At 71.5% G+C, this 14872-nt stretch carries 18 protein-coding genes; 8 read left to right on the forward strand and 10 right to left on the reverse strand.

Annotated features, from left to right (window positions below; all coding sequences use genetic code 11):
• Positions 1-116 precede the first annotated feature (116 nt).
• The 3 genes from ACZOOI_RS09310 to bsaP are packed head-to-tail and all read left to right on the forward strand — an operon-like array spanning position 117 to position 2609.
• Positions 117-1808, forward strand: coding sequence for an acetolactate synthase (locus ACZOOI_RS09310; protein WP_465280269.1), 1692 nt, complete (start codon positions 117-119; stop codon positions 1806-1808).
• Positions 1809-1831: 23 nt separating this feature from the next.
• On the forward strand, positions 1832-2398 hold the full coding sequence (locus ACZOOI_RS09315; RefSeq protein ID WP_465280270.1) for a GNAT family N-acetyltransferase: 567 nt from the start codon (positions 1832-1834) through the stop codon (positions 2396-2398).
• Positions 2399-2414: 16 nt separating this feature from the next.
• Positions 2415-2609: a biotin synthase auxiliary protein BsaP gene (gene bsaP / locus ACZOOI_RS09320; protein ID WP_020557291.1), complete on the forward strand. Its 195-nt coding sequence runs from the start codon at positions 2415-2417 to the stop codon at positions 2607-2609.
• A 51-nt stretch (positions 2610-2660) separates the two neighbouring features.
• Here the strand turns inward: bsaP and ACZOOI_RS09325 are convergent, their stop codons facing one another.
• The 5 genes from ACZOOI_RS09325 to ACZOOI_RS09345 all read right to left on the reverse strand — a co-directional run bounded on the left by ACZOOI_RS09325 (position 2661) and on the right by ACZOOI_RS09345 (position 5986).
• On the reverse strand, positions 2661-2876 hold the full coding sequence (locus ACZOOI_RS09325; protein ID WP_355535427.1) for a biotin/lipoyl-binding carrier protein: 216 nt from the start codon (positions 2874-2876) through the stop codon (positions 2661-2663).
• Between the two features lie 493 nt (positions 2877-3369).
• Positions 3370-3690, reverse strand: a complete 321-nt coding sequence (rsrA, locus tag ACZOOI_RS09330) for a mycothiol system anti-sigma-R factor (protein ID WP_465280271.1) — start codon at positions 3688-3690, stop codon at positions 3370-3372.
• The gene (locus ACZOOI_RS09335; protein WP_063744985.1) at positions 3687-4322 is read right to left on the reverse strand and encodes a sigma-70 family RNA polymerase sigma factor; all 636 of its coding nucleotides are present in this window, start codon (positions 4320-4322) and stop codon (positions 3687-3689) included. Before ACZOOI_RS09335 ends, rsrA begins: the two co-directional genes overlap by 4 nt.
• A 148-nt stretch (positions 4323-4470) precedes the next feature.
• Positions 4471-5148, reverse strand: a complete 678-nt coding sequence (locus tag ACZOOI_RS09340; protein WP_465281153.1) for an alpha/beta hydrolase family protein — start codon at positions 5146-5148, stop codon at positions 4471-4473.
• A gap of 67 nt (positions 5149-5215) precedes the next feature.
• A complete protein-coding gene (locus ACZOOI_RS09345) occupies positions 5216-5986 on the reverse strand; it encodes an SOS response-associated peptidase (protein ID WP_465280272.1) in 771 nt (256 codons plus the stop codon).
• A 69-nt stretch (positions 5987-6055) separates the two neighbouring features.
• Here ACZOOI_RS09345 and aroA point away from each other — a divergent pair, with 69 nt between their 5' ends.
• Positions 6056-7333, forward strand: coding sequence for a 3-phosphoshikimate 1-carboxyvinyltransferase (gene aroA / locus ACZOOI_RS09350; protein ID WP_465281154.1), 1278 nt, complete (start codon positions 6056-6058; stop codon positions 7331-7333).
• A 13-nt stretch (positions 7334-7346) separates the two neighbouring features.
• On the forward strand, positions 7347-8387 hold the full coding sequence (gene rsgA / locus ACZOOI_RS09355; RefSeq protein WP_391585166.1) for a ribosome small subunit-dependent GTPase A: 1041 nt from the start codon (positions 7347-7349) through the stop codon (positions 8385-8387).
• Between the two features lie 18 nt (positions 8388-8405).
• On the opposite strand, the gene ACZOOI_RS09360 is transcribed toward rsgA, so the two are convergent.
• A complete protein-coding gene (locus ACZOOI_RS09360; protein WP_465280273.1) occupies positions 8406-8921 on the reverse strand; it encodes a DUF2231 domain-containing protein in 516 nt (171 codons plus the stop codon).
• Positions 8922-9155: 234 nt separating this feature from the next.
• On the opposite strand from ACZOOI_RS09360, the gene ACZOOI_RS09365 reads away from it, so the two are divergent.
• Positions 9156-9932, forward strand: a complete 777-nt coding sequence (locus ACZOOI_RS09365; RefSeq protein ID WP_465280274.1) for a DUF4097 family beta strand repeat-containing protein — start codon at positions 9156-9158, stop codon at positions 9930-9932.
• Positions 9933-9997: 65 nt separating this feature from the next.
• Here the strand turns inward: ACZOOI_RS09365 and ACZOOI_RS09370 are convergent, their stop codons facing one another.
• The 4 genes from ACZOOI_RS09370 to ACZOOI_RS09385 form a co-directional block, all read right to left on the reverse strand.
• Entirely contained in the window at positions 9998-10543 is a 546-nt protein-coding gene (locus ACZOOI_RS09370) for a DUF2087 domain-containing protein (RefSeq protein ID WP_391585169.1), read from the reverse strand.
• 73 nt (positions 10544-10616) lie between these two features.
• On the reverse strand, positions 10617-11306 hold the full coding sequence (locus ACZOOI_RS09375) for an HAD family hydrolase (protein WP_395866234.1): 690 nt from the start codon (positions 11304-11306) through the stop codon (positions 10617-10619).
• Between the two features lie 83 nt (positions 11307-11389).
• Entirely contained in the window at positions 11390-12499 is a 1110-nt protein-coding gene (locus tag ACZOOI_RS09380) for a ferritin-like domain-containing protein (RefSeq protein WP_465280275.1), read from the reverse strand.
• Between the two features lie 105 nt (positions 12500-12604).
• Entirely contained in the window at positions 12605-13156 is a 552-nt protein-coding gene (locus ACZOOI_RS09385) for a hypothetical protein (protein ID WP_465280276.1), read from the reverse strand.
• 194 nt (positions 13157-13350) lie between these two features.
• On the opposite strand from ACZOOI_RS09385, the gene hisN reads away from it, so the two are divergent.
• Both hisN and ACZOOI_RS09395 read left to right on the forward strand, forming a co-directional pair.
• On the forward strand, positions 13351-14148 hold the full coding sequence (gene hisN / locus ACZOOI_RS09390) for a histidinol-phosphatase (RefSeq protein WP_465280277.1): 798 nt from the start codon (positions 13351-13353) through the stop codon (positions 14146-14148).
• A 240-nt stretch (positions 14149-14388) separates the two neighbouring features.
• The gene (locus ACZOOI_RS09395) at positions 14389-14790 is read left to right on the forward strand and encodes a CBS domain-containing protein (protein WP_391585174.1); all 402 of its coding nucleotides are present in this window, start codon (positions 14389-14391) and stop codon (positions 14788-14790) included.
• Positions 14791-14872: the final 82 nt, after the last annotated feature.

Consider the following 14872-nt stretch of genomic DNA (forward strand, 5'->3'; position numbering starts at 1 on the left):
GACGGCCCGCACCGATCCGGGGCCGTCGGCGGTCGCCTCTTACTGACCGGTAGCGCACGCGGATAGGTTTCCCTGCGGCACGGGGCCCGCCGTGTCCACGGCGACGGAGGTCGGGCATGCGCACACGACGAGGGGCCGAGGAACGAGATCACGCCGACCGCACGGTCGAGGGGCACGGCGGCACGCTGGCCGTCGCCGCCGCCCGGGCGCACGGCATCGACACGATGTTCACGCTCTCGGGAGGGCACGTCCTCCCGCTCTACGACGCCGCGGCCGGCGCCGCGCCGCCGATGCGGGTGGTGGACGTACGACACGAGCAGACCGCCGTGTTCGCCGCCGAGGCGACCGCCAAGCTCACCCGCCGGCCCGGCCTGGCCGTGCTGACCGCGGGTCCCGGCGTCACCAACGGGATCAGCGCGGTGGCCACCGCCTGGTTCAACGGCTCGCCGATGCTGGTGCTGGGCGGACGTGCACCCGCGTTCCGCTGGGGCTCGGGGGCACTCCAGGAGCTCGACCATCCGCCGTTGCTGGCGCCGATCACCAAGCGTGCGGCGACCGTGCACGACACCGACCGGATCACCGCCGAGGTGGACGCCGCGCTGACCCTGGCGAACAGTCCGCACCGGGGTCCGGTCTTCCTGGACGTGCCGATGGACGTGCTCTACGACCGCGCCGAGGTGTCGCTGCCGGATCCCACGCCGCCGGCGCCGGTGCTGCCGGACCCGGATCCGGTCGCCGAGGTCGCCGACCTGCTCGCCCGCGCGGCACGACCGGTGCTGGTGCTCGGCCAGGACGTGTGGATCGGCGGCGCCGAGCACGCCGCACGCCGGGCCGCCGAGACCATGGGGATACCGGTGGTGGCCAACGGGATGGGCCGCGGCGTGCTGCCCGCCGGCCACCCGCTGCTCGCCGGTCGGGCCCGGCTGACCGCCCTCGGCGGCGCCGACCTGGTGCTGGTCGCGGGCGCGCCACTGGACTTCCGGTTGGGTTACGGCACCTTCGGCGGCCGGGGCGGCGGAGCCCCCGCCCGCGTGGTGCACCTGACCGACGCACCCGCGGGGCCGACCGCGCACGCACACTGCGCGATGACGCTCGCCGCCGACCTGACCGCGCTGTTCGACGCGCTCACCGCCGCGTGGGAGCGGGTCGGCCGGGTCGGCATGTACCGGATCTGGGCCGCGCACGTGCGCGATGCGGCACGCACCGCCGCGCAGTCCGACGCACCGCTTCTGGGCAGCGCCGGCCGGCCGATCCATCCGGCGCGGGTGCACGGGGAGTTGCTCCGCCGGCTCGACGAGGACGCCGTGGTGATCGGCGACGGCGGCGACTTCGTCTCCTTCGCGGGCAAGTACATCGAACCCGCCCGCCCGGGCGGCTGGCTCGACGCGGGCCCGTACGGCTGCCTGGGCACCGGCCTGGGCTACGCGCTGGGCGCCCGGCTGGCCCGCCCCTCGGCGCAGGTCGTGCTGCTGCTCGGGGACGGTGCGGCGGGTTTCTCGCTGATGGACGTGGACACCCTGGTCCGACACCGCCTGCCGGTGGTGCTGATCGTCGGCAACAACGGCTGCTGGGCGCTGGAGAAGCACCCGACGCGCATGTTGTCCGGGCACGACGTGGCCGCCGACCTGACCCCGGGCACCCGCTACGACGACGTGGTGCGCGCCCTGGGCGGCGCGGGCGAGACGATCACCCGCTCCGAGCGGATCGGCCCGGCACTGCGTCGGGCGTTCGACTCCGGCGTGCCGTACCTGCTGAACGTGCTCACCGATCCGGAGGCGGTCTATCCGCGCACGACCATGGGCGTGTGATGCACAGCGTAAACTGGACGGCTATGAGTCCTCCCCCTTCCGCCGCCGCGGCCCGAGCGCACGACCACCACCCCGCACCGGCCGGCGTCCGCATCCGCCAGGCACGTGCGGAGGAGTACGAAGCGGTGGGAGAGGTGACCGTCGCGGGCTACGCGGGCCTCGTCGCCGCCGACCAGGAGTACGTCAACGATCTGCGCAAGGCCGCGCACCGGGCGGAGAACTCCGAACTGCTCGTGGCGGTGGACGAGAACAGCGGCGAGATCCTGGGCACCGTGGCGTTCGTGCTGCCCGGCAGTGCGTACGCGGAGGTCTCCCGGGAGGGCGAGGGCGAGTTCCGGATGCTCGCGGTCAGCCCGGCCGCCCGCGGTCGCGGCATCGGCGAGGCGCTGGTGGAGGCGTGCCTGGAGCGGGCCCGCAAGTACCACTTCACCGCCGTCGCGATCTCCACCGTGTGGGACATGCGCGCCGCACACCGGCTCTACGCGCGGATGGGCTTCCACCGCGCACCCGAGCGCGACTGGTGGCCGGTGCCCGAGGTGGAACTGATCTGCTACCTCAAGGACCTGCGCGAGGCCCCGCAGCTCCAGTAGGCCGTAATCTACGGCCGTGACCACCGATGCAGCCTTCTGCGACCACTGCGGCGAACAGCTTGCCGGCGCCGCGCACGACGACTGTGTGCGGCGCCGCGAACTCGAACCACCCCGCTATTGCGGTCGGTGCCGGCGACGGATGACCGTTCAGGTGACCCCGCGCGGCTGGACCGCCAAATGCGTCGAGCACGGCGTGCTCACGTCGATCTGACCCCCGCGGTCGGCCGACGCGGCTACCCCGGCAGGGCGCTTCGCCGGGCTGCTACTCGATCACCGCGATCGGGTCGCCCTCCTGGATCACGTCGCCCTCGGCGACGGTGATGCGTGCGATGGTGCCCGGAAACTCGTTGAGCACCGGGATCTCCATCTTCATCGACTCCAGGATGACCAGGGTGCTGCCGGCCTCGACCGTGTCCCCCTCGTGGGCGACGACCTTGGCCACGTTGGCCACCATCTCCGCCAGGACCTGTTCGGCCATCGTCGTTCCTCCTTCGGGCCCGGGTCGGGCCGTTGCGACGTATCGCGGGCGCGATGGCGCCCCGCCCGAAATCCAATCACGAGAAACCGTCCCCGGCGGCCGTCCCGCCGGACAGGGCCCTCCCGCGCTCCCCGTCCCGACCGACCCACCGGACCGCCAAGGCGACGAACGACACCGCCGACGCGCCCGGTCGATCGATGTCCACGCCCGACCACGGCAGCAGGAACCGCGCGGGCGCGGACCCGGCCGGCACGATCACGCGTGGTTCCGGGTGCCCGGCGGCAGCGTGCGCATACGACTCCTCGGCTGGGCGCTCGGACCACCGAAAACAGGCCGCGCCGGGAACGGCGAAGGGGCGCATGCCCGGGTCTTCCCGGCCATGCGCCCCTGTTTCAGCTCGTTCGGGTCAGCAGCCCGCCGACGTCGGCGCGGCGTTCGAATCCGCCCGGCGATCGAGGCCCCGGCCGGATCGGCTCGGGCCCCACCGATCGCGTCAGGTGCGACCCGGGCGCTCTATCTCGACCACGCTCTCCTCGACCGAGGCCCGCTGCGCGTCCACCTCGACGCGCACCAGTTTGATCCGCTCCAGCACCTTGTTACGCAGCTCCGAGGGGACCTCGTCGCGCCCGCAGCAGCGGTGCACCAGCTCCTTCACCTGCTGCTCCAGGCCGTACTTGTCCAGGCACGGCGAGCATTCGTCGAGGTGCGTGCGGATGCTGGTGCAGTCCGCGTCCGCCAGCTCGTTGTCGATGTACTCGTACAGGTGCCCGAGGATCTCGGAGCAATCCACCTCGTGGTGGTCACCGCAGCTCATGAGTCCGAGCCTTTCCGGTCGGTGCCTGCGGGGACGAGGCCGCGCTCACGTGCGTAGTCGGCCAGCAGATCGCGAAGCTGGCGCCGCCCGCGGTGCAGGCGCGACATCACGGTCCCGATGGGAGTACCCATGATGTCCGCGATCTCCTTGTACGCGAAGCCCTCGACGTCGGCGAGATACACCGCGATCCGGAACTCCTCCGGGATCGCCTGCAGAGCCGTCTTCACGTCGGAGTCGGGCAGGTGGTCGAGCGCCTGCGCCTCGGCCGAGCGCAGTCCGGTGGACATGTGCGACTCGGCGCGGTGCAGCTGCCAGTCCTCGATCTCCTCCGCATGCGATTCCAGCGGCTGCCGCTGCTTCTTGCGATAGGAGTTGATGAAGGTGTTGGTCAGGATGCGGTACAGCCAGGCCTTGAGGTTGGTGCCCTCTTTGAACTGGTGGAACGACGCGTACGCCTTGGCGAACGTCTCCTGGACCAGGTCCTCGGCATCCGCCGGGTTGCGGGTCATCCGCAACGCCGCCGAATACAACTGATCGAGGAACGGCAGGGCGTCCCGCTCGAACCGCGCGTCTTGCTGCTCCAAGGTCTCCGGTACGAGACCCACCTCCTTCAAGCCAGGAGTCGACGATATCGCCCGAGGCTGGTCGGTGCCCGCACCCCACTCGGGCCAGGCGAGAAACGGTGCCTCGTTTCGGACAACCGAACCGGCGGCCTTGAGCATGGGAGCGACCTCCACTCGTCGACGCTTGACAGTTGGGGGAACACGTCGCCGACACGGATCATTCCCGCGTGCTCGCGGCCACCAGCCAATCGCCGACACCCGCTGTGATCAGGGACAACGCCGCTTCCTGGGTGATCTCGGCGCGTTTGGGGACGGCGAATCCGTGGTCCGCGAACGGCACCCGCAGCACGGTCGGACCGTCCGCCGGAAACTCGTCCGGCCCGCCGAAGGCGTCCCGCTCGCCCTGGACGACCAGGGTCGGCACGCCGGCGCCGAGCAGTTCAGCCAAGCGCGAACGCTCCGGCCGTCCGGGTGGATGCAGCGGGAAGGCCAGCGCGACCACACCCGCCACTTCCGTCTCACCTGCGGTGCGGCACGCGACCCGGGCGCCGGCGCTGCGGCCGGACCCGAACACCGGCAGACCCTGCGGGTTGCGCCCGGCGATCTCGGCGAGCACCGGAAGCCAGCCCGCGTCCAGGGTCTTGGGCGCGGGGGCCAGTCGCCGACCGGCCACCCGCCACGGCTGCTCGACCAGGGCGACATGCATGCCGCGCGCGGGCAGCGCCGCGGCGAGCGCGGCCAGGTCGCGCGCCTCGATCCCGCCGCCCGCGCCGTGGCTCGCCACGAACCACGCCCGGGCCGACACCGTCGTCGCGCGCCGCAGGGTCACCCGCGCGACGCCGACCGGCGTCGCCACCTCGAACACCTCCGGCGGCCCGGCGGCATCCGGCCCCACCGCGGCGGCCGCCGGGTCCGCGGCAGCCTCGGCGACCGGGCCGACCCCGCCGGCCCCGTCGGCTCGGTCAGAAGAGCGTCGCGTCAACGGTGACCTCGTCCTCGGGGATCGCTTCGAGCAGGTGCGGTGCGTTGTTGCGGACGTTGTTGACGTCCGTCGAGACCGGGTGCGCCGTCATGAACCCGGTGGGCGGGGGCACCAGCAGCCCGCGGACCTCCTCCGGCTCGGTCCACGCCGGGTCCAGCCACCCGTCCCACTTGTCCCGGGTCAGCACCAGCGGCATCCGGTGGTGGATCCGGGCCAGCTCGGGATCGGCGTCCAGGGTGAGGATCGTGCAGGTCCACAACCAGCCCAGCGGGTCGTCGTCGGCCCGGCTGCGGTCGCGCCACCATTCGTACAGCCCGGCGAAGGCCACCTCGGTGCCGTCCGCCGGGTGGATCCAATACGGCTGCTTGCGCGAGGCGCCCTTGGGGCCGTCCGGCGCGGTCTCCGGGGTGTGCCATTCGAAGTAGCCGTCGGCCGGCAGCAGACACCGCCGGGCGGCGAACGCCTTGCGGTAGGCCGGCTTCTCGTGCACGGTCTCCGACCGTGCGTTGATCATCTTGGCGCCCATGCCGGGATCCTTGGCCCAGGACGGCACCAGGCCCCACTTGACCGGGCGCAGTTGCCGGGCGGGCGCGCCGCCGGACTCGACCGGGCGTTCCAGGACGGCGTACACCTGCTTGGTCGGCGCGATGTTCCAGTCGGGAGGAAGCTCGTCCGCGGGGTCGAACCGATCGACCTCGAAGATCTCGACGAGGTCATCGGGACTCTTGCTGGACGCATACCGGCCACACATGGCGTCCAGGGTGCCACGTACGGAAGGAAAATCGGGGGCGGGGCCGCGAACGACTAGGCTTGGGACGTGATGTCTGCGTTGTGGTCTGCCCCTGTCGCCTCCGCTCCCGTGACCGCCACCGTCGAGGTGCCCGGGTCCAAGTCGGTGACCAACCGCGCCCTCGTGCTGGCCGCGCTCGCCGACGGCCCCGGCTATGTCCGCCGCCCGCTGCGCAGCCGCGACTCGCTGCTGATGGTGGCCGGCCTGCGTGCGCTCGGTGTGGTGATCGAGGACCGCGGCGCGGACTGGTACGTGCTGCCCGGCGGGCTGACCGGCCCCGCGACCGTGGACTGCGGCAACGCGGGCACCGTGATGCGCTTCCTGCCGCCGGTGGCCGCGCTCGCCGAGGGGCCGGTGCGCTTCGACGGCGACCCGCGCTCGTACGAGCGCCCGCTGGACGGCGTGATCAACGCGCTGCGCGACCTGGGCACCCGGATCGACGACGAGGGCGAGGCCCGGCTGCCGATGACCGTGCTCGGCGGCGGCGGGGTCGAGGGCGGCGTGGTGCACATCGACGCGTCCTCCTCGTCGCAGTTCGTCAGCGCGCTGCTGCTGTCCGGGCCGCGCTTCAATCTCGGCGTCGAGGTCCGGCACACCGGCAGTTCGGTGCCGTCGATGACGCACATCGCGATGACCGTGGACATGCTGCGGGCGGCCGGTGCCCGGGTGGACGACGCCGAGCCGAACGTGTGGCGGGTCGCCCCGGGCGCGCTGCTCGGCCGCGACATGGTGGTCGAGCCGGACCTGTCCAACGCCGGTCCGTTCCTGGCCGCCGCGCTGGTCACCGGCGGTTCGGTGACCGTGCGGGACTGGCCGGAGTACACCACGCAGCCCGGTGACCGGTTGCGCTCGATCTTCACCGCGATGGGCGGCTCGTGCGCGCTCACCCCGGCCGGCCTGACCCTGACCGGGAGCGGCGCGGTGCACGGCATCGAGGCGGACCTGCACGACGTCGGCGAGTTGACCCCGGTGATCGCGGCGGTCGCGGCCCTGGCCGACGGCCCCAGCCGGCTGACCGGCGTGGCCCACCTGCGCCTGCACGAGACCGACCGGCTGGCCGCGCTGGTCAAGGAGATCAACGACCTCGGCGGCGACGTGAACGAGATCGAGGACGGCCTGGAGATCCGGCCCCGTCCGCTGCACGGCGGAGTGTTCCACACCTACGACGACCACCGGCTGGCCACCGCGGCCGCCGTACTGGGCCTGCTGGTCCCGGGCGTGGAAGTGGAGAACGTGGAGACCACCGCGAAGACCCTGCCCGACTTCACCGGCATGTGGACGCGCATGCTGACCGCGCGACGCGGCTGAGGGGCCCGGGACGATGGCGGGACTCGGCTCCAACCGACGCAAGGACCTGGACGAGGACGACATCCGGATCCGTCCGGGCAAGCGCGGTTCGCGTCCGCGCACCCGGACCCGGCCCAAGCACGAGGACGCCCGCGAGGGCCGTGTGCTGACCGTCGACCGCGGCCGATACACGTGCCTGCTGGAGGACGAGGACGCCCCGGACCGCTCGATCACCGCGATGAAGGCCCGCGAACTGGGCCGCAAGGGCGTCGTGGTCGGCGACCGGGTCGCCATCGTCGGCGATCTCAGCGGCGAGGACGGCTCGCTGGCCCGGATCGTCCGGGTCGAGGAGCGCCGCAGCACGCTGCGCCGCACCGCGGACGACGACGACCCGTACGAGCGGATCATCGTGGCCAACGCCGACCAGCTCGCGATCGTCACCGCGTTGGCCGATCCGGAGCCGCGTCCGCGCCTGATCGACCGCTGCCTGGTCGCCGCCTACGACGCGGGCCTGGAACCGCTGCTCGTGCTGACCAAGGCCGATCTCGCCTCGCCCGACGACCTGTTGGAGATGTACGGCGCGCTCGGCGTCGAGTACGTGGTCACCAGGAGCGAGTCGAACTGGGACCTCGACCCGATCCGCGCCCGCCTGGCCGGCAAGATCACCGTCTTCGTCGGACACAGCGGCGTCGGCAAGACCACCCTGGTCAACGAGTTGGTGCCGGACCACCAGCGGGCGGTCGGTCACGTCAACGAGGTGACCGGCCGTGGCCGGCACACCACCACGTCGGCGCTGACCCTGCGGCTGCCGGTCTTCGAGGCCGGCGAGGACCAGGGCTGGGTCGTGGACACCCCGGGGGTGCGCTCGTTCGGCCTCAACCACGTCGACCTCAGCCGGGTGATCAACGCCTTCCCCGACCTCGCCGCGGGCACCGAGGAGTGTCCGCGCGCGTGTTCGCACGACGAACCGGACTGCGCACTCGACGCGTGGGTCGAGGCCGGCCACGCGGACCCGGCCCGGCTGTACTCGCTGCGCCGGTTGCTGAGCACTCGCGAGCGCGACGAGGGCGACTGACGACCGGCGCCGTTCGGGTCAGCGCGGTGCCGCGAGGCTGTTCTCCACCGTGTCGTGCCAGACCGCCTTGGATCCGGATTCGCCCACCCGCACCACCTGGACGACCGCGAACACCGCGGCCACCACGGTCAGCACGGCCACGATCGGAACCACGATCGGCGGTATCGTCCGCGGCCGGAAGGTCGCGGCGGCCCGATGCCGGGCGACCAGCAGCAGCACGAGCGTGATGCCGAGCAGGCCGAGCGTGTACCAGAGCATGTCCGCGCCCCGATCCACGTGGGTCTGTACCGCGGCGGCCCGTTGGCCCTCGGTGAGCCGGTCCAGCCGGGCGAGCAGCTTCTCGCCGCTCTCCTTCGCGACGAAGGTGGTCAGCGCCGCGACGGCGTCCAGGCCGACCACCCACCACCCGGCGCGCAGCAGCCACGGACGACGGGCCGCCACGAGCACGCTCGCGATCGCCGCCGCCGGCACGACGACCACCGCCAAGTGCACGACCAGGACGTGGAGGGGCAGGCCGGAGACGGTGTCGAACATGAAGCGGTTCTCCTAAACGGTCGGGGCCCGAGGGGAAACACGACCCTCGCACAGGGGAACGGCTCTCCCCCTGCCCGGGTTCAGTGCGCGCCGAACACCCGCGCCGCCGGCTCGGTCACGGTCCGTTCAGGGGGGACAGCCCTACCTCCGGTTCGGGTGACCGCCGGATGCCGTCCCCGGGGCGGCCGCTCATACAGTTTGGGCAGCTTCGGATCACCTGTCGGGGAGAGTGTCATGAAAAGGCCGCTACGGACGTCACTGATCTTCTTCGGTGGGGTGTTCACCCTCGGAGGGATCCTGCTGGCGGCGTGGACCGGGATCACCCTGCTCTCCGCCCACGATGTGCACGCCACGAAGGTCTTCACCATCGGCTCCGCCAACCTGGTCATCGACACCGACAACGGCGGGGTCACCCTCGAACGGGGCGAACCGGGGAAGATCACCGTGGACCGACGGATCACCGACAGCGTCAACGGCCCCGAGCCGAGCTGGACGCTGGAGGGCGACCGGCTCAAGCTGCGGCTGAACTGCCCGGGCATCTTCGGCATCGCCTGCGGCGGGTCGTACAAGATCAAGATCCCGCTCGACATCCCGCTCAAGGTCTCCGCGGACAACGGCTCGATCAACGCGAGCGGGCTGCGCCAGGACATGGAGTTCAGCACCAACAACGGGCACATCGGCGTCGACGACAGCGTCGGAAATCTGAGCCTGAGCACCGACAACGGCGGCATCGGCGTGTCCCGGGTCAGCGCCGACCGGGTCTTGGTGCAAACCGACAACGGCGGCGTCCGGCTGCGTTTCGACACCCCGCCCACGAACGTGAAGGTGCGCACCGACAACGGCGGGGTCCGGATCAGCGTTCCGGACGACGAGAACAGCTATCGAGTGTCCACCGCCACCGACAACGGCGGTGTGCGCAACGAGATCGGCAACGACACGCGCTCGAACCGCGAGATCGACGTCCGCACGGACAACGGCGGCATCGACATGGACCGGGCGCCGGTCCGCTAGGAAGTGTCCGGTGCGTGGGAAGTGTCCGGTGCGTGGGAAGCGTCCGACGCACCTCGGCGGGTCGTTCAGACCACGAACGACCCGCCCGTACGCCAGTACATCCCGCCCTCGCGGCCCAGGAAGCCCTCGTCCACGAGGTGTCTGCGCAGGGCGGCATGGTCGTCCATGAACCGGCGCAGCGTCTCCTCGATCTCGGCCTCGTCGTAGCGCACACCGGGTTCGAAGCTGCCCGCGACGTGATCCAGCACGACCAGCCGCTTGGCCCGCTGTACCGGCAACTGCCGGACCCGGCCCCGAGTGAGGTAGGTGCGCAACACGGCCGCCTCGGCCGGGCCGCGGTCGGCGAACGCGTCGTCCGGCTCCTCGCCCATGCCCGCTGCGGCCTGGGCCAGCGCCTCGGGGCACGCATGCCAGCCGTCGCCGGCCCGCGCGGCCAGACCGACGGACTCCAGCCGGGCCAGCACCTTGATCGTGTCCCGCAGCGGCAGCCCGGCCCGATCGGCGATCTCGGAGCTGAGATGTGCCTCCAGGACCAGCGCGGCGAACACCTTCAATCGGGCGTCGTCGGCGAGGAGACGGAGCAGTTCCGCAGGTTCGTCGGCCGGACCCATGGCTCAAGGGTAGGACTTTCGACGCCGCCCGGGACGGCTTGCCGAGCAGGATCACCCGGATGCATGCGCGATCTCAGTCGCCGCGTACGCCCAGTTCGTCGATGTGCGCCAGCAGGTCGCCCGGCTCGTCGTAGACCCGGAAGGCGTGCGCGCGTTCGAGTTCGTCCGCACCGTAGCCACCGGAGAGCAGTCCCACGCCCAGCGAGCCCGCCCGGCGCGCGGCCAGCAGGTCCCAGATGCTGTCCCCGACCACCACGCACTGCGCCGGGTCCACCCCGAGCTTGGCCGCGCCGGCCAGGAACAGGTCGGGATCCGGCTTGGCCCGGGCGACCTCGTCGCGGGTGACCATCGCCAGGTCGGCGGGCGCGCCGAGCTTGGCCAGCATCGGCTCGGCGCCGGCCCGCCGCCCACTGGTGGCGATGGTCCACGGGATGCCCACCCGGGTGAGGTGGCGCAGCAGTTCCGGGGCCCCGGGCAGCGGCTCCACGAACGGCACCCGGGCGGCGTAGTTGCGCCCGTGCGCGTCGGTGAGCGCCTCCACCTGCTCGGGCGAGAGGTCGATGCCCGTCTCGCGCTGGATGCCCTTGACGAACAATCCGCCGCTCATCCCGACCTTGCGGTGGATCCGCCACATCGCCAGGTCGATGCCGGCCTCGCTGAGCGCCTCCTGCCACGACATGACGTGGTGGTAGACGCTGTCGACGAGGGTTCCGTCGAGGTCGAAGACGAAAGCGGGCGGACGGCTGCGTACAAGATCGGTCATGCCGAAAAATCTAGCCCGTTCCCGCGCGGGCGGCCCTCCCGTGCCGGATCACGGACACCGCGTCCGCGCCCCGATGCACCGCTTCATCCGTCCGAGCCCAGCTCCACCATGTCGGCGACCTCGGCGGCCCGGGCCCGTTCCTCCGCGCGGATGCGCCGGTCCCGGTCCAGCGCCTCGGCCTGGTCCTCGTCGTCGCGCATCATGTGCTCGACGTTCGAATCGCCCATGTCCAGCACGCCCATCTCGGCGAAGGTGGCGCGCACCTTCGGTCCCCACAGCCCGATGTCCTTGATGCACGGGACGATCCGGCTGAACAGCAACCGGCGGAACTCGCGCAGGTATTCGGAGTTCTCGGTGGCCTCGCGCGCCTCGACCTTGTCGATCTCGAAGTTCTCCCACACCTCCTCGTCGCGCAGCCGGTCGCGCATCAGATGGCAGCCCTCGATCACGAACTCCTCGCGCTCGCCGCGTTCGGCATCGGTCAGCTGGCGGTAGTAGTCGCGCAGCGCCATCCGCCCGAAGGCCACGTGCCGGGCCTCGTCCTGCATCACGTAGGCCAGGATCTGCTTGGGCAGCGCGACCGTGGTCAGATCGCGCAACATCCCGAAGGCGGCCAGGGCCAGCCCCTCGATCAGCACCTGCATGCCCAGGTAGGGCATGTCCCAGCGGGCATCCGACAGCGTGTCGTCGAGCAGCGACTTCAGGCTCGGGTTGATCGGGTAGTACAGGCCGACCTTGTCCTTGAGGAACCGCGCGTACACCTCGGCGTGCCGGGCCTCGTCCATCACCTGGGTGGCCGCATAGAACTTCGCGTCCAGGTCCGGTACCGACTCCGCGATCCGCGCGCTACAGATCAGGGCGCCCTGTTCGCCGTGCAGGAACTGGCTGAACTGCCAGGCGATGGCGTGCCGGCCCAGTTCGTCGCGCTCGCGCTGCGACATCATGTTCCAGCTGCGCGTGCCGTACAGCGTGTGCAGTTCCTCGGGCATGCCCAGCGGGTTCGTCGGGTCCACCGGCAGGTCCCACTCGATCCGCCGGGCGGCGTCCCACTGCTTGTCCTTGCCCTTGGCGTACAGGGCGAGAAGCCGGTCCCGGCCCTCGTCGTACTCCCAGTTGAACCGGGCCGCCCCCGACGCGGGGACCTCCCAGACGGTCATGTCGGCGGGCAGCGCGTACAAATCGTGCGTCGACACGGGCGTTCTCCTCGCGAGAGACGTGTGACGTGCGGTCGGCGGTAGCCGTGTACCCGCTGTCCTACGCCCTCGGCGCGCCGACCGGAACCCCCGCGGGGCCATCGATTACCAGCGGGTAGCCTGCTCCGTCCTCGGCGTTCCCTCGGCCGGCACTCCCTTGGCCGACGTGCGCCGGGACGCGGTCCCGCTCCCGCTCCCGCTCTCGCCCGGAGTCGCGGGCGGCGCGCTCGGCTCGGGCGGCATCGACACGCCGGTCCTGGCCTGCGGGATGGCCGCCGCCGATCCGGCCGGGGTGCCCAGTCGGCTGCGCAGCCGCTGCCGGCGCCGACCCAGCGAGCGGGTCGCGGCCGGGCTGGCCCGGCGCACCTCCTCGGGCAGTGCGAACCACGCCTCCACGACGGCAAGCGCCTGGGGTCGCTCGCCGGCCCGCTCCAGCAGGTCGGCGGCGCGTTCGTAGGTCCACGCGGTACGCATCTCGGCCCCGACGCCGTGCAGCAGGGTGCCCAGTTCGCGTAGTTCCTCGCGCTCCAATCGGTCCGCGAGCGGAGTGCCCTCCAGCGTCCAACCGTCCAGACTTCGACGCGGTTGGACGAGACCGGGTCCCGGTACGGCCTCTTTGCCGTGTGTTGTCCTGCGCCCGACCCCGAACAGTGCCATCGCGGTCCCGCACCCCCTCCGCCATCGACTCGTACCCGTAACACGCGTACGACCGATGAACGGTTGTCGACTGTCGCTGCTCGCGCTTCCTTGTCTGCATAACGAGCGTACGAGGCCGCGGCGACGGCGCGTAAGTGTGTCCGTGCGCGCGGGGCGTGCGCGAACGCGTCCGAGCCGCCAGTACTGTTCGTGTCATGCCCGGCTATGACGACGATCTGCGCTTCGCCCACGTCCTCGCGGACGCCGCCGACGCGACCACCATGGACCGCTTCAAGGCGCTCGACCTCCAGGTCGAGACGAAGCCGGACATGACTCCGGTCAGCGACGCGGACAAGGCCGCCGAGGAGATCATCCGGCACCAGCTCGGGCGCGGTCGCCCGCGTGACGCGGTGTTGGGCGAGGAGTTCGGCTCGTCCGGCCACGGGCCCCGGCGCTGGGTGATCGACCCGATCGACGGCACCAAGAACTTCGTCCGCGGCGTCCCGGTGTGGGCGACGCTGATCGCGCTGATGGACGGCGACGAGTCGGTCATGGGCGTGGTCTCCGCGCCCGCCCTGGGCCGTCGCTGGTGGGCTGCCAAGGGCGCCGGCGCGTGGACCGGCCGCAGCCTGTCCCAGGCCTCGCGCTGCCGGGTGTCGAAGGTCGGCGCGATCGAGGACGCCTCGTTCGCGTACTCCAGCATGGGCGGTTGGGAGGAGCGCGGCCGGATGGACGACTTCCTCGACCTGACCCGCGCCTGCTGGCGCACCCGTGCCTACGGCGACTTCTGGTCGTACATGCTGGTCGCGGAGGGCGCGGTGGACATCTGCGCGGAGCCCGAGGTCAACCTGTGGGACCTCGCGCCGCTGGCGGTGATCGTCGAGGAGGCGGGCGGACGGTTCACTTCGCTCGGCGGCACCCCCGGCCCGGCCGGCGGCACCGCGGCCGCGTCCAACGGCCTCCTGCACGACGAGTTGCTGGACCGGCTCGGCGATCCGCACGAGCAGGCCTGACGAATTGACGGGTTTGGCGAATACCCCGGCGTTCTTCGGTGAATTTCGGCGGGTTTCAGCGCATTCGGAAGAACCGTCCGACTCTCGCTTGGCTACTCCCTTCGAGTGAGTTGCCCGTTATACCTTCCCTTGACCTTCCCGAGCATGTGACCATGTGAAAACAGGGCTTGTGAACTTGTGAAATCTTTCTCGAGCGCACCCCCCGCCCTGACATCCACGCCCCGACGGAGGTGGTGTCACATGCTCGTCCGCGACGGCATGAGCACGATCGTTCTGACCATCGGCCCGGCCCACACGCTCCGCGCCGCGGCGCGCCTGATGTCCGCCCGCCAGATCGGCGCGGCGGTGGTGATCGACCCGGACACGTCCGGTCTGGGCATTCTCACCGAGCGGGACATCCTGATGTCGATCGGTGCCGGCCAGAATCCCGACACCGAGTACGCCGGCGACCACCTCACCTCGAACGTGGTCTTCGCGACCCCGTCCTGGACGCTGGCGGACGCCGCGGCGGCCATGACGCGCGGCGGCTTCCGCCACCTGATCGTGCTCGACGGCGGCGACGTGCTCGGCATCATCTCGGTCCGCGACATCGTGCGTTGCCAGATCCGCGAGGCACAACGCGCCGAGGAGTTGGTCGGCTGACCGCGTCCGCGACACCGGATGCCGGACAGGGTGAACGCCGCCCGGTACCGATTCGCGGCTCAGGTACCGGGCGGCGGTTCTC

This window comes from Embleya sp. L77, assembly GCF_055557415.1.